Origin of the sequence: Thermoclostridium stercorarium subsp. stercorarium DSM 8532, assembly GCF_000331995.1 — a bacterium.
Classification (GTDB): Bacteria; Bacillota; Clostridia; order DSM-8532; family DSM-8532; genus Thermoclostridium; species Thermoclostridium stercorarium.
The window spans coordinates 211,013-226,503 of record NC_020134.1; the positions used below are offsets into that span (position 1 = coordinate 211,013).

Consider the following 15,491-nt stretch of genomic DNA (forward strand, 5'->3'; position numbering starts at 1 on the left):
CTGTCTGAGGACCGCATTAATCTATAAAGAAAAAACGTAATTTTTCGTTTTCAATAAATTTTGTGTCAATAGCGGATTTAAATTATACACCGGCGGTGGCATCAACCCTATGATGAACATTCCATTCCACACAGCCATCATTCCACTGTAAATAGTGGCTCTAAATCTATTCTCCGAAATCATTGCCATCATCACATCGTATCCAATTGAATGAAAAACTCCTAATCCTGAAGATATTATCATTGTCAGAACTGCAACAAATGGCAAATGGGTAAGCGCAAAAACTAACAAGAAAGCTCCTGACAGAACATTTCCTAAAATAAGGCCATTTATAAATCCATAGTTGTATCTATCCACAACTATCCCCGCTACTGGTGTAAGAATCAGTTGAATTATTCCTAATATGCTAAATATTAGCCTTATTTTTGCACTATCAAGTCCAAAACTTTCTGTCAGATATGGAGAATAGTAATTCCCATATATTGTAATTTCTTGATTTATTGTCCTGAAGCATTATAACTTACACCTAAAATTATTATTTTTTGTATAATTGTATAAATATCCTTTCCCAAAGTAATCGCTTTCAAGAAATCAATTAATTTCTTTTTGATATTCCTAGCAGATGAAATACTGTTAATAACGCATAAAGCTTTTACCTTGGCAGTAAACTCTTTCCTAATAACCCATCAAGTAGTACTGGTGGGGCACTTTGAGCAGAACGTACTGCAATACCATTTTTGACACAAATTCCACCAACTACGGTAAGGTGAATGTTCGAAGAATTCAGAAAGATCATACTACATACTAACTCTTGAACTGTTGTTTCAATTCCAACTTTCCAATTTACCCTATATATAGGCATCCCACGTTCTATATAAACACCTTCGCAATTCTTAATCCGAATCCGAGTAGAAACAGGATCCTTATTTAAAAGCTCCAGATCAAGTTCAGTGATCACTAATGCCCTCTCACTCTCATATACTATTGGCCTAGCTTGAATTACTAGGTTGGTTGTGCGTGGAATAGGGAAAGCACTATTATTGTACCCAAGATATCCACATCCAAGATAATGACATGGGTATGCAGAACTATCTATAAACCCCACTATTCTGCCTTGTTCTACAATAGGGATCTGCCTTGTAATTCGGGCATCGTCATTGAAAGCATTGAATCCAATGGTCTCTGCCTTTGGATCCTCGAAGATTTGTAGATCGACACACTCACCAAAAATCGGAAGATTTTTGATACTCAACGCAGTTTCATAACCTAAAAAGTCAAGTTCTAATAAATGAACCCATTCATGGAAGATGTGACCAACAACATTAGGACTTAGGAGGATAGGTAAATTGTTTGGAAAAACTACCCGGTGAGGCAACATGTGAAAAATACACAGTTCTTTCAACTTTTCTGGAACATAGTCCGCATATATATAAAATCTAGAATTCTCCTGAAATTGTAATACATAAAATCCCATACGCTGGTGCTTGACAAAACCATCTGTTTCTATTGTCCTTTCTTCATGATAAAAAGAAAGTACTGCATCGACAGAATAGTTTGCTACTGTTTCCACAGCAGCAAGCAAGCCTTGTGTATCAAGAAGCCCTCTCTCAACATATATATCTCCAGGATCTGGTTCCCATACAGCAGCCTTAGGAAGTGTGAACATCTTAGAACCGCCATCACTCTCCACAATAACAGTCCTCCCACTGTACATCATACAATGAACCTTGGAATCTTCGTAAGTTTTGATTTCATAAATACGTCCCTTACATATTTTGAAGTGCCGTGACCGCAGAAAATATGCTATTCGATAACACATCCTAAAACACCCGAACTAATTAATGCCCTAAGTTCCACTAGAGGGAGTTCTCTTCCTGTTTGTTTCTTGAAAGCTAACCTGAGGTCATTCAAGGCAATCCCACATTGGGATGGAATTAAACAATAGATAGTTGATGCATCACCTGTGAGCTCCACGAAAGTATTTCGTGCCTCATTACGGATAATCAAAGAATCTCCTTGCCACGTTGCAAGTGTAACGAGTTTTACAATTCTTGTGTCATTTCTAATGTTTATTTCTGACAAATAGGCATCAGTCCTTTCAGTAGTTATTTTTTTGCTTGCTTGATTCAAGTTAATTGCTCTGATTAATTCTTCTGGTGAAAAAGGACAAAGTGGATCTTCCCCTAAAAAGTTTCCACTATATGCTACAGCATTACAACGACAACCCCCGCATTTGAAAACCAATGGACAATCTATACATCTTCCCTCAACCTCTCGTTCTCTCCATCGTCGTAACACAGGATGATTTCGCCATATTTCGGTTAATCTTGTGTTGCACACATTGCCGAGCACATACGAGTTAAGCTGGCAAGGAACAATATCACCATTACTACGTACTCCAAAATAGTAAATCCCCGCGCTGCAACCAATAAAAAGACTATTCATAAGCAGTTCCCGATCAACAGCTGCTATCCAGTGCTCATGAGTCACTATATATCGGCAGCCTAATTGGGTATTACGTGTCATAATCCAATCCAGAAGCCATTTATATTGTTCGGAGCTCAGATTTTGCTCATATGCCTTTGCACCTTTGCCAATAGGAACAAATTGGGAAAGGTTTAGTAATCCAGCCCCCAAGTACAAAGCCAATATAAGTACTGTGTCAAGCTGATTAAAGTTTGTCGGTACAATACCCAAGCTGAAGTTAATCCCATATCGCTTTAACAATTTGATGCCTTCAATTTGTTCCTTAAAGTGCCCTTTGTATCCGACAATTTTGTCATGAATTTCAGGGCTCCCGTGGATGCTTAGATAGAACTGTATCCTATTATCTCCAAGGTCCTTGTTGAGTCGCCAGACCTGTTGTACCACATCTTCACGTTGGTTTACCATCATAGTATCAATTGTAATAATCGGCATTTCATCCCCCATTCGTTCCGCTAACTGCTGCAATATCCAGCTAATGTACGGACTTAAAAATGGATCGCCTCCTCCAATGCCTAGATGTAGTGGTTTCAATTCTACTACATTGTCAAGTATTGTTTCAATTAGATCTCGTGTTTCGGTTGGATGTGATTTTCTTTCAGTGTTGTAGCAAAAGTTACAATGGAGATGACATGCTGTAGTAAGATCCCAAGACAAGTGGTAAGGTCTATCGGGTACAACAATCTGTTTCATGAATCTTCACCTCTTAGCACTAACGCAAGTTTTAACAAAAACAAGGAAATCAGCGAAGCTACTCCTGCAAAAAAGAACGTGACTTTAAGCCCCAAAGCTGAGATAAGAGTCCCCCATAAGAGAGGAGCTACTGCCCAGAAAGCACTACGAAGAGTATTCAAAAAAGATAGTGCTGTTGCCCGTTCGACGCTGATCTGTTCATTTTCTAAAAGGGTAATACCACTCCCCCTCAAATAACTGGAAGCAATCGCAACAATAACTAAGGCCACAAAAGCCCAAGGCACATGAACTAACGGCATTAATAAAAAGGCAAGTGCTGATAATAGTGTTGGCCAAAGAATTAGTTTCCGGTAATCGGTGATTTTTATCTTGCAAATATAAAAACCTGTCACTGCTGCAGCCAATGAAGTAACACCAAAAGCAAAAGCCGTCTCTTTCAGGTCAACCCCAAACTGTTCCACCATGTAAGTAATCCACCAGGCAGTTGTGATCCAAATGGGAAGTGTAAAGAAAAAACTCTGAACTGCTGTAATCCATAGAACACGACTTTCTAAAAACTGATAAAATCCCGTTTTGAGTATTTCCAACCACCCTCGGCGGCGGTAATTCCCATAGTTCTCAGGAAAGGTCATGATAAACAAGCCATCGGCTATAATGATAACACCAGTCAAAGCAATTGGAATACGCAAGCTGCCAAGGCCTCCCAGAATATATGCTACCACCATTCCTATTGCAGTAAATGGAATAGAGTAAAGGTAAAGCTTACCAAAAGCTTTCCTTGTCCCTTCTTGTCCAACACTATCATAGAGCCATGCTTCCCGTGTACCGCTCGTAAAAGCATAGGAAATTCCCATTAATACAGCTGTAACAAGTGCAGGACCAAAGGCAGAAATCGAGCTGAGCCATAACATTCCTGCACCATAGCAAAACATTGCCAATCCCCAAGAGAGCCTACGGCCCAGCCGGTCTGCAAAAGCTCCAGTCAGGTAATCGATAGCAGATGTCACTGCTGAGGCAAGTGATACAAAAAATCCAAATTGGGTAGGTGTTAACTCGAGTCCCTTTTCTGTAGTCATAAATTGAATATAGTAAGGATCAAGAATTTTAAAAGCAAAAAACTCTATAAGGCATACAGCAATAATATAACAGCGAATGTAGTAGGTATAGAGTATTTTTCCATTAGTTGAATGTTCAGTCATGTCAATATCCTCCTACCTTTTCCTTTGGTAAATTGGATGGAAAAACTCTAATTTGCTCCTCAGTCAAACCCCTGACAAGGGGACACCAGGGATCCGCAGCAAACCAGTCTTCAGTAAGATAGTACGTTCTAGCACGGCACCCCCCGCAGAATTCGCGGTACAAACAAGAACGGCACGGTTCAGCAAGTAACGATCCGTTACGAACTCCTTCCAGCACAGATGAGTGATAAAGAACGATTAGAGATTGCTCAAAAATATTTCCTAAACACAAATCTCGACTGTATAAACAGGGAAGGACTGAGCCATCGGCAGTAATAGTTAGGTTAGTACGCCCCCAAGGACAAGCTGTGCTCAGATCCAAATAGGGAGAGATGGGGTCAGTAAGAGGGTAATACGGGACATTATAATATACTGCAAAAGCCTGTCTAAAATACCTGGTATCGAGTTCTCTAACAAGCTTCATAATTCGTAAATGCTCTTCGTAAGAGATATCAAGCTCTGATTGTACTATACATCCACAATAAATCGGAGGGTTAATCCACACATAATTAAATCCCATTTGAAAAGCTAAATCAACATAATCCTCAGTATTGTCCATATTTAATGTAGTAAGAGTCATGGTACATCCAAGAAATATATTAGAACAGTATTTTATTAGTATCTCTACGCCTCTCATGGTCCTGGCGAACGAACCTTGTCCTCTGATAGCATCGTGGGTTTGTGCACTAGCTCCATCTAGGGATATCATGACCTCAGAGATACCTAAAGATTCCATAAGCTTTGCTGTTTCTTGGTTAATAAGTGTACCATTAGTGATAATTGCGATACCTTTAATATCCGGCCCTTGAGCCAACTGAAGCATGTCCCATATCCAGTTATTTGTCAATGGTTCTCCCCCAGAAATTGTCAGCCAAAGTCCATCCATCTCTAAACACTCCACAAGTTGCCGAGCATCTGCTAAAATACGACTAAATTGCTCCACTGTCATAATTTGTGGCTTAGTCGATACATTGTAGCACGTTCGACAAGCAAGATTACAAATAGTGGTAATCTCTATATCAAGATTGAAGAGGCGACCTCCAGCAAACTTTTGTTACCGAGCTATTCGCATATCTGCTCTACGTCTGAAATGTGGGTCCGAGGTATAATGGGGAGAATTACGCAGAATATTGAGAGGATGATCAATATTTATGTGCTGCTTTCCCACGGAAGACCCGCTTCTATCCATTCCTTAGTACCTCCTCTGTAAACTTTTACATTAAATCCATAGTTAGCCAACAATTCCGCTGCCTCGATACAAGATGTACATTCGTAGCTTGCACAATACGTAATAATAAGTTTATCTTTAGACAAACAGTTTAAATGGTTTGGCAACTCCTCCAAGGGGATTGATATCGAACCCTTAATGTGAGCCTGCTCATACCAATCGCGAGGAAGAACGTTTAATACAATAACGTCAAGGTTATTTAGCATAGTCAATAACTCTTCTTTTGTTACCATTTCAATTTGCATATACCATGCTCTCCTTTCTCACTCAGTTAGTTTAACTCTTCTCATTTTAGAATTTACTTTTCCCAAGACAATGATTCTGATAATGCTAACTTGTCCGCAAACAACTGTTTTAAGATCTGCTCTTCCCGTATACCAATTATTCCTTTCTCAACAATTTCTGAGGCAACTTCTTCTTGCGCTCGGTTAGTCAGTGAAAGTGGCATCGCTACAATCCCACCATGAATACACCAGTGAATCTGATAAATCCCTTCATGGATCACCACAGACATTATCTCACCTCCTATTTTTGTATTTTTTAAGGACTTATATAATTTGAAAGTTTTAATTTAAGTCACTTAAGAGGTGTGTTTTTTAACTATTGCTTTCAAATTTAAATTTTTATCTTTTTGTTTATAATCCCTTATGCTTGTTCAATTGTGATAAATACTCATAAGGAGGAAAGCCTACATCCACCAGCTTCAATTACTTTATAAAATATCTTCGAACTCTTTACTTCTCAGCTAAAAATTGGATTTCTATTCTTCTATGTTTAAAAATCTAGACTTGCCTTCAAAGCCTAGATTCCCTTCCTCTGATCATTGCCGCAAGGGTTATTCTCTCATCGTGCAATATTTAAAACTTTTGCTGTTATAAAAGTTGAAAGATAATGATGGACTAAAGATTAGTTTTTACAATGAGCAAATCAGCAAGGTCAGATTAATAAAGTTAGAAACAATTTAATTTAAAATTATTAAAAGTAGCTCAATTTTAACCCGCTATTGATATTATTACCTCTTAACCTACCCAAATAGGAGGATTTTCAAGTGGAATTACAATAAAAACCCCATATACATAGGCAAGGAGTATCAGTGATGTGAGTAGCACCCAAAGTTTCCCCCTCATTTTGTTCCCCCTCTTAACTGTCTACTCTCTTACCTTTATTATAACATAAAAAATGGAAATATGCAATATATTTTCCATTGTTTTTTATTCAACGTTAATTGCAAGTTAAAATGAAACACTTTTTCTCTGTCAAAACTAATCGTCCGTTTATGTTTTTTGATCTATTTTTGAAGCTTTATATTCCCTTTCCTAGGGGAGGAGCTTTTTTAATTCATATACCCTTGAACAACTTCTCTAGAGCTTTTTCCATTCAACACCTTCCGTGGATAATTATCTATCCATTCTTGTATCTCTAAAATAGCTTTTATACTGTATTTAGCTATAGCACTTCTCCTCGGAATGAATCATCATAATGTCAATAGCGGATTTAAATTATACACCGGCGGTGACATTTTGCTTATAAGAAGTGGAATAATGTATAGGTGGTTCTATTAAAACTATCATGCAACCCGTAGACGTGATAAGCTGTACTTTTACGAACGGAGGAGCTCCGCAGCCTGTCAGGTTCAGAGTAAAGGGTAAAGACGGTCAGAATGTGACGTTTCCATTAAGTGGTATTTGTTCGGGATATAAAAAAGGAAGCTGGTTGGGCTTCCTTAATTTTTAACTTTATTTTAACGCTTAAATCTGTTGTGACATATTTGTAACATTGGGTACTTTGGGACATAAAAACAGGCTTTCAGGTAAAACCCTGAAAGCCTTTATTTTGGCGGAGAGAGAGGGATTCGAACCCTCGGTACCCCTTTTGGGGGTACACACGATTTCCAGTCGTGCGCCTTAGACCAGCTCAGCCATCTCTCCACAAGCGTTTGTTTATTAAGTTGAAAGCAGTTATGCAAGTAACCTGCCTGTTAATTCTATCATAGCAAATAAAGCAGTGTCAAGTTTTTTAAAAATTGAAGGCGTAACAGGCTTTTATTACCAAATCTTATGTATCTGGCTTAGCAGGAAAAGTTTATTACATTTGACTGACGGTTTACATTCGATTTCATGCGTATGCGGTAAAAATGTTTATTAATAAGATGATAATCGGAGATAAATTTTAAATAAACAGAAAAATAGTTTTTGTTTTTCGTAAAGTTTTTCTTTATAATAAGGACATACTGAATTTTGAATGAAATTGATAAAACACCTGTGATTTTTCTTTTTCTCTTAAAGTTCAGTGTAATAGCAAAGGTAAAGTTTGCATTTATAAGTTTGTTTTTATAGTTAGTTGACAAGTTTATGTATATGGTGATATACTTACAGATGTTTGCTGTGTAAAATATATAAAATATGAATTTGATAGCAAAATTTTAATTATTTAATTTTTTTTACACTTATTAAGTCAATGCATGCAGAAAAAGGATTGTTATTTGGTTAACAATCTCGTTTTTCAGTAAAAAAGATAACAGGAATATAAAAGCTCGGTAGTACGGCATATGTTTATTTTTTGCGGCTGATAGGAAACCAGCGCTGGGCCGGTATTTTGCTTTTCAGAAGCGGCAGGATACTATATAAGTTTTTACAAAAGATTATCATAAAAACAGAAGAAAAAGGGGGGACAAAATTTTTTAATGAAACTTATAAATTGTGTAAAGCTTACTTAATCGCACTAAAGATAGTACTGAATTAAGAAAGAAGAGGGAAGGAGTTGCAAAAATGAAAAAAAATTATTTGAAAAAAGTAAGCGCTTTCATAATTATTATGACGCTTGTGCTGGCATTGACAGCATGTGGTAAAAATTCAACAGGTAATTCTAATACTTCAACAGATGTAACCGGTACACCAACTAATACTGACAATAATAATCCGGGAAATTCAAATGAAGTTGCAAAACCAAAACAGATTACATTTATGGTTAACGGTACATTAATAACCAAGGAAAACGGACAGGATGAAGTTGTTAAGGCATATGAGGAAAAGACCGGAATTAAGCTGATTGTTAATCAGCCGGCTCATAATGAATACTATGAGAAAGTGGATTTGGCTTTTGCTACCGGTGAAATTCCGGATGTGCTGTTGCTTTCCACTGACATGTATGTGACATATGCCGTAAACGGCGCACTGTATGATATTACCGATCTGTATGAAAAATCCGAAGTTAAGAACAACATGGTAGATCAGTCAATAGTTGATGCTTTAAGACTGGACGGCAGACTTTACGGATTGCCGGTAGAAAGAGGTAACGGCCCTATCACATATGTAAGAGGAGACTGGCTGGAAAAACTGAACATAGACGTTCCGACAAACTATGATGAATTTATCGAAATGCTGAGAAAATTCAGAGACGAAGATCCTGACGGAAATGGTGAGAAGGATACAATTCCGTTTACCGCTCCGGGACTTATGGGAATAAACTATGTGAGGGAATTTTATCAGGATGCAAATCCCGGTTTCTATAAGAAAGACGGCAAATGGGTAGACGGAATGACCGAACCTGAAATGAAAGCCGCTCTGCAGAGAATGCAGGATGCTTATAAAGAAGGTTTGATTGATAAGGAAGTTGTTACCAACAAAACATCCACCTGCCGTGATAAGTTTTATGCAGGTAATGTAGGTGTATTCAATTATTGGGCAGGACTGTGGAATCAGACACTGCAGAACAACATTGAAGCAAATGTTCCTGAAGCTAAGGTACTTCCGATTCCTGCTATTGCAGAAACCAAGTATATTGAGAGAGTTGCACCGCCTGTAAGCATTACAACAAAATGTGAAAACCCCGAAGGAGTTTTCAAATATTTCCTGGAATTCATGCTTGACTGTGGTGAAGGACAGACCCTCTTTACCCATGGTATTGAAGGTTTAATGTATGAAATGAAAGACGGCAAGATGGTAAAACTGCCGAGCATGCAGGATCCCAATACCACATTTGATAAGGTATTTATGTCAGGTTCACTGTCAATTACCAAGTACGACGATCCTTATGAATATCCTGACATCATTATGAACTCTCTGGCAATGTTCCAGAAAGATGCAGTTCAGGATGTACTGCTGCCTGCTTCGGAAGTTTTGACAAAGTATATGTCTGAATTAGACTCAATTAAGAGTGAAATTATAGCTAAAGTTGTTTACGGCGAAGCAACCGTAGACGAAGGTCTCAATGAATATACCCAGAAAGCTAAAGGGTATGTGGATCAGATACTTGCTGATATAAACAAATAAGGAAAACGGGGTTAATATCATGTGTACCAGCAGAAACTCGTTTTCTGCTGGTACGCTTGTATTTAATTAATCGTGTAATAGGAGGGGACTTACTTGCAAAAAGTCGAAACTCAAGTTAAGAAATATTCAAAAAGAAAAACAATTGAAAAGATAAAGAAGTACAGATATCACTATTTTATGTTCCTTCCGGTATTTGTGATGCTCATTATTTTTCATTATCTCCCCATGGTTGGAATAAGATATGCTTTTTATGAGTTTACCCCGTTTAAAAAGAAATTTATTGGTCTGGAAAACTTTAAGGATTTATTTACGGGGGTAAGCAGCGGAAGGTTCTGGAAAGCTTTCAGAAACACAATATTTCTGAGTTTTTCAAATATTATTCTTGGTATTGTTGTGTGCGTAATTTTTGCACTGTTGCTTAATGAGATCTATAATGTAAGAATAAAACGTTTTGTTCAGACGGTTATTTACCTGCCGCACTTTTTGTCCTGGGTTGTTGTGGCATCGATTTTCAACATTATTCTTTCCCCTCAGGGAGGATTTGTAAACAACTTACTCGCCAATTTTGGGGTTGAGCCGATATATTTCCTGGCTGATAAAAAATGGTGGGTTCCCATATTCCTGATGATTTACAGATGGAAAGAAACCGGTTGGGGAACTATTATATATTTAGCGGCATTAACATCAGTAGACCCGCAATTGTACGAAGCTGCTGAAATTGACGGAGCCGGCAGGTGGAAGCAGACCCTCCATATCACAATACCTGCATTACTTCCGACAATACTGGTTGTTTTCATACTCGACATAGGAAAGATATTGAATATATTTGAACCGATATTTGTACTCTACAATGATATGGTTTACGATGTTGCCGATGTAATTGGAACGTATTCATACAGAATAGGTATGCGCCAAGCAAATTACGGCCTTGGTACGGCCATTGGTCTGTTTAAATCGGTTGTAGGCATGGTGCTTGTATTGATTTCAAATCACCTGAGCAAAAAAGTAAAAGGTTCAGGTATACTGTAATAAGGAGAGGAGCAGCGTGAGAAACAAATTTTCCTTTAAGCATGGATACGCAGGAAGAAGCATATTCAGAATTCTTAACGGCGTATTCTTTTTGATAGTGTTAATAGTTGTCTGCATACCTGTCTGGAAAGTATTGGTTGATTCTCTTGATAAATCTACAAGATATGGAATAAATATGTGGCCAAGGAATTTTGATGTTGGAGCATATAAGCTTATTTTCTCCACCAAGGGGTTATACAGGCCGTTTTATATTTCCATAATAACGACTGTAGCGGGAACTTTCTTTGGAATGGTATTTACAACCCTCGGGGCATATATTCTGGTACAGAAGGATATGCCGGGAAGAACATTTTTCTCGTATTTTATCCTTGTAACCATGATATTTAGCGGTGGCCTTGTACCGACATATTTGGTTATCAGAGCTTTGGGAATTACCAATACTTTATGGTCTGTAATACTGCCGCCGTCCATTAGTGTGTATAATATTTTCCTGATGAAGAATTTCTTTGAACAGATTCCTGAAAGCCTGATGGAATCAGCAGATATAGACGGTGCTACGCCAATGAAAATATTCTATAAGATTATTTTGCCGCTTTCTCTTCCGGCGCTGGCATCAATAAGCCTTTTCTTTGCGGTTAGCTACTGGAACAGCTTTTTCAACTTTGTAATTTATATTACCAACACCGATTTGTACAATTTCCAGGTTAAGCTGAGAGAGCTGATCTTAAGTGATCAGACTTTAACAGACCCGAATGCGGCTGGATATGGTAATGCCGTGAAAAATGCCGCTACAATAGTGGCCATGATTCCTCCGATGATTTTGTATCCGTTCTGCCAGAAGTATTTTGTTACCGGTATTACCTTAGGGGCAGTTAAGGAATAATGAAAAAAGGGAGGCAGGGGACGGTTAGCCTGCTCCCTCCGGTTTAGTGAGCTGATGATGCGCCTCCCTTTTTTTGTTTACTAATTCTCTAAATATGCAGTTACTACCGTTTCATTAAATTCATTGTTGCTGATTTTTACATTAATTAGTTTGGTGATTGTATTTCCGGTTCTGTCGGTGATTTTTACGGTGATCCTATCTTTTGTAAGTTCGTCGGGATATCCCGACAGCTGTATGTGTCCGAGCCCTGTTAACCCGGAACCGTCATTTCCGGCTGCCAGCATAAGTTTTTGGTCTTCGGTCGGGTTATCGGGCATTTTTATTTTTTGCCCACTTCCGTAACCGAAAAAGCGGGAATAATTATTTTCCAACGCCCATTCATAAAGGTTTAACGCATGCCATCTGTACCAGATATTTTGGTAATCTGTGAAGTCTTCGTTGAATGATAAAGATATTGTCTTATCGAAATATTTGTCGGGATAAAATACACTGGCCTGAGTTTCCTCATCAAATGTCTGATAGTAGTTCACGTCCCAGTATTTTCTGTGCTGTGTTTTAGTCCAGTCAATGGCGGCGAGGTATTCGTTCTCGCAGGATATGTCTATTTTCGCTATGTTTTCGCCTTCGATGTAAAATTCAAGGGATGGCCTTGGATCAACATAACGCACCGATGTGCCGGTATTTTCCCTCGTATTCTCCATACCTGCCATTTTAATGGACACAGCGGCATTAAATTTTCCGGACGACGGGGTAAGTGTATCCGCCGGATTTACCGCTTTGCAGTAAAACCCCGCTCCTATAACGACAGCCAGCAGGATACCGGCAATAAAAAGTCCGATTTTTCTTTTGCCTTCGTTCATGATTGAAAGTATTCGCCTTTTCATACCGTTTTTACCTCCGTAAAAATTTGTTGTTAATGCAGTTGACATCAGGGTTTGCTTTTTAAAAATTCCGATAAGCGTTTCACAGTATCTGTAACGTGTAGCTGCATCCATACCCGAAACAACATACTCATCGCATGACAATTCGCACTGCATGCCGACTATTTTTGCCATTATATAAACGGCGGGATTAAACCAGTGGATGGCTGTGGCAAGAAGTATCAGCGATTTGTACCATAAATCCCTTCTTTTGTAATGAACAAGTTCATGTCTGAGAATAAAATAAAGTTCGTCATCTGTGTAGTCTTGTTCCGGAATAATTATCCGCGGATTGAAAAGACCAATTAACACAGGACTTCCGGCATACGGGCATGACAGAAGTTTTATCTTGCCGGACAAGGCCAAATCACGCATTACCTTTTTTAAAATTGATGCAGTCTTTTCATTTTTTATTTCTTTACTCCACCTGTTGAAGGCTTTCACAAGGCGAAGGTGCTTGAAACATTGGTACGAAAGGAAAAACATTATTCCGCACAGCCATACGGCAAAAATAAATGTCCACCATTTCCCCTGTAAAGGAAACCTTGGGAAGACTTTATTATTTAAATGGGAAATGGAGACAGCACTGAACCCGGGAAAGATATTGTTTTCCGGTATTATTTTGTTATTGTTACTGCTGTTTATAATGCCTGCACATATCTGAGGGCGGTATGGAACAATCAGGCCGATCACGATAACCAGCCATGAATAATAAAGCCCCTTTGCAGAGTAACGTTTTGACAACAGAGAAGTTAAAGCTGCATAGGAAAGTATAACCGGGGACAATGCTGCAGAATAAGTTATCAGCATTATCATAAAGTCTTTCATTCTAACCCCTCCGTTTTTTAAGCCACTGAAGCAATTCGTCGATGTCTTCGTCGGTCAGTGTCTTGTCTCTGTACAAAGTGTTAACCAGGTTTATGACGGAATTGTTATGATATTGTTTCAAAAAAAGCTCTGTTTCAAACTTCAGATAGTCATCCCTGCTGACGACAGGAAAATATACCCGCTCTTTGCCGTTTTTCTCGGAACGGAGAAATCCGCGTTTTACAAGGCGAAGCAGCAGGGAATTTACCGTCTGGGCTTTCCATTTCCGCTGCGTCCCCAGTTGTTCCATGATAATGTTTGCGGTAATCGGGGGTTCATTCGCCCATATGATTTTCATTACGTCAAACTCCGCATCGGGCAGTCGTTTCATTTCACCCAACTCCTTTAAGACAATTGTCTTATTTAAATTCTACAATTGTCTTAAATCAAAGTCAATATATTTTTTATCAGTAAGAGGGTATACGGCTTATTCATCCGGGAAGCAAATTCCCGAAAAAATTGCATCGGGGTTTGATATAAATTATGGATATGCCGCGTTACGGAGGGGTTAAGGTTTCAGTCAGCGATGCTTGCGTGAACGAAGAACGGATGATATATGTAAAGCTTGTTCAGGCGGGAATATTTTGAAGGGGGCAAAGGAGAGTTTTACCTGCCCCGCTTCATTCAAGGCATAACTCATTAATTCTGTCGGCGATATGGTCCAGATGTACAATTTCATCCTGCAGGTTATTGCTTATAATTGCTTTCGGCATCCCGAAAATAACAGAAGAATTTTCGGACTGCGCGATGACGTAACTTCCGTTTTTCTTCGCTTCAAGAACCCCTTCAAGGCCGTCTGAACCCATTCCTGTCATTATTATGCACATGGCGTTGTTGGCGTATACCCTGGAAATTGACGCCATTAAAAGGCTTGCCGAAGGGCAGTAATGGTAATTAGGGAATTTCTCCCTGTCATATAAAGTAATAATGCCTTTTTTTTCAACCATTATATGTTTACCGCCCGGACATATATATGCATACCCGGGTATTAATTGCTCGCCGTTTTCGGCTTCTTTGACATGCAATGCGGAAATCCTGTTCAGCCTTTCAGCCAGAGGGCCTGTAAAAGCGGAAGGCATATGCTGGGCTATTACAATGCTTGCCGGGATTTCGGCGGATATTCGGGGCAGTACTTTCGCCAATGCGCTTGGGCCTCCCGTCGAAATTCCAATTCCGATTATTGAAAATGTCCTTCGCCCTGAAAGTATTTCAGTAGTTTTCTGAAGTCTTAAGGTTTCGGCCAAAATTTTTTCCCTGGTTTCCTGAATAATGTTCTTGGAAATTTTTGGCGCGGAATGGCCATTTATGTTAAGTTTTGCATTCTTGGCAATAAGAATTTTCTCTATCAGGTTTTTTTCATTCAGATTATCCTTGTGTATGTAGTCTACCGCCCCTTTTTCCAAAGCTTCAAGCGTTTCATTGGCACCGTCAGAGGACAGTGAACTTACCATTATGATAGGAGTGGGGCACTGTTTCATTATGAGTTCAACGGCCTCGATTCCGGACATATCCGGCATGTTTATGTCCATAGTAATAACGTCGGGTCTGAGAACAACGGTTTTACGTACTGCGTCCATACCGTTTCTGGCGATGCCGACAACTTTTATTTCACTGCAGGTTTCGAGGAGTGTCCTTATCCTGACGCGCATAAAAGAAGAATCATCTACTATCAAAACTTTTATCATTTTCTATTCTCCCGAAGGCTGAGTACTGTGTATATTTCAGCATAATTATAATATACCCTTCCGCCAATAGTAAAGGAAGTTTTATGTAAAGTAATAATCTACAAAAATATAGACTATCATATTCGGGGTGTTGTTTATAATATACAAAATTTTAGCCGATATTCAAGTATATCCATTCGTGTTATTATGAAGT

General features: G+C 38.8%; 13 protein-coding genes and 1 tRNA gene. 3 read left to right on the forward strand and 11 right to left on the reverse strand.

From position 1 onward, the window contains the following. Positions 1-21: 21 nt before the first annotated feature. The 8 genes from CST_RS00895 to CST_RS00930 all read right to left on the reverse strand — a co-directional run bounded on the left by CST_RS00895 (position 22) and on the right by CST_RS00930 (position 7,571). Positions 22-501 (reverse strand): MFS transporter, encoded by a 480-nt coding sequence (locus CST_RS00895; RefSeq protein ID WP_081594880.1) that lies wholly within the window; start codon positions 499-501, stop codon positions 22-24. A gap of 151 nt (positions 502-652) precedes the next feature. Continuing rightward, entirely contained in the window at positions 653-1,690 is a 1,038-nt protein-coding gene (locus CST_RS00900) for a metallopeptidase TldD-related protein (RefSeq protein ID WP_015484831.1), read from the reverse strand. A gap of 113 nt (positions 1,691-1,803) precedes the next feature. Continuing rightward, positions 1,804-3,177 (reverse strand): radical SAM/SPASM domain-containing protein, encoded by a 1,374-nt coding sequence (locus CST_RS00905; RefSeq protein ID WP_015357920.1) that lies wholly within the window; start codon positions 3,175-3,177, stop codon positions 1,804-1,806. Continuing rightward, the gene (locus CST_RS00910) at positions 3,174-4,376 is read right to left on the reverse strand and encodes an MFS transporter (RefSeq protein ID WP_015357921.1); all 1,203 of its coding nucleotides are present in this window, start codon (positions 4,374-4,376) and stop codon (positions 3,174-3,176) included. The genes CST_RS00905 and CST_RS00910 overlap by 4 nt, the downstream gene beginning before the upstream one ends. Before the next feature lies 1 nt (position 4,377). Then, positions 4,378-5,433: a radical SAM/SPASM domain-containing protein gene (locus CST_RS00915; RefSeq protein ID WP_144050588.1), complete on the reverse strand. Its 1,056-nt coding sequence runs from the start codon at positions 5,431-5,433 to the stop codon at positions 4,378-4,380. 131 nt (positions 5,434-5,564) lie between these two features. Beyond that, on the reverse strand, positions 5,565-5,888 hold the full coding sequence (locus CST_RS00920; RefSeq protein WP_015357923.1) for a rhodanese-like domain-containing protein: 324 nt from the start codon (positions 5,886-5,888) through the stop codon (positions 5,565-5,567). A 53-nt stretch (positions 5,889-5,941) separates the two neighbouring features. Beyond that, complete coding sequence (locus CST_RS00925; protein ID WP_015357924.1) at positions 5,942-6,157, reverse strand: hypothetical protein; 216 nt, start codon at positions 6,155-6,157, stop codon at positions 5,942-5,944. Between the two features lie 1,320 nt (positions 6,158-7,477). Further along, positions 7,478-7,571, reverse strand: a tRNA-Ser gene (locus tag CST_RS00930). 840 nt (positions 7,572-8,411) lie between these two features. Here CST_RS00930 and CST_RS00940 point away from each other — a divergent pair. The 3 genes from CST_RS00940 to CST_RS00950 all read left to right on the forward strand — a co-directional run bounded on the left by CST_RS00940 (position 8,412) and on the right by CST_RS00950 (position 11,826). Beyond that, positions 8,412-9,914, forward strand: coding sequence for an extracellular solute-binding protein (locus CST_RS00940; protein ID WP_015484833.1), 1,503 nt, complete (start codon positions 8,412-8,414; stop codon positions 9,912-9,914). A 93-nt stretch (positions 9,915-10,007) separates the two neighbouring features. Then, positions 10,008-10,943, forward strand: a complete 936-nt coding sequence (locus tag CST_RS00945) for an ABC transporter permease (RefSeq protein ID WP_015357927.1) — start codon at positions 10,008-10,010, stop codon at positions 10,941-10,943. A gap of 16 nt (positions 10,944-10,959) precedes the next feature. After that, complete coding sequence (locus tag CST_RS00950; RefSeq protein WP_015357928.1) at positions 10,960-11,826, forward strand: carbohydrate ABC transporter permease; 867 nt, start codon at positions 10,960-10,962, stop codon at positions 11,824-11,826. Positions 11,827-11,906: 80 nt separating this feature from the next. Here the strand turns inward: CST_RS00950 and CST_RS00955 are convergent, their stop codons facing one another. The 3 genes from CST_RS00955 to cheB all read right to left on the reverse strand — a co-directional run bounded on the left by CST_RS00955 (position 11,907) and on the right by cheB (position 15,298). Then, entirely contained in the window at positions 11,907-13,574 is a 1,668-nt protein-coding gene (locus tag CST_RS00955) for a M56 family metallopeptidase (protein ID WP_015357929.1), read from the reverse strand. A 1-nt stretch (position 13,575) separates the two neighbouring features. Continuing rightward, a complete protein-coding gene (locus tag CST_RS00960; protein ID WP_015357930.1) occupies positions 13,576-13,944 on the reverse strand; it encodes a BlaI/MecI/CopY family transcriptional regulator in 369 nt (122 codons plus the stop codon). A 289-nt stretch (positions 13,945-14,233) separates the two neighbouring features. Further along, entirely contained in the window at positions 14,234-15,298 is a 1,065-nt protein-coding gene (gene cheB, locus CST_RS00965) for a chemotaxis-specific protein-glutamate methyltransferase CheB (RefSeq protein ID WP_015357931.1), read from the reverse strand. Positions 15,299-15,491 lie beyond the last annotated feature (193 nt).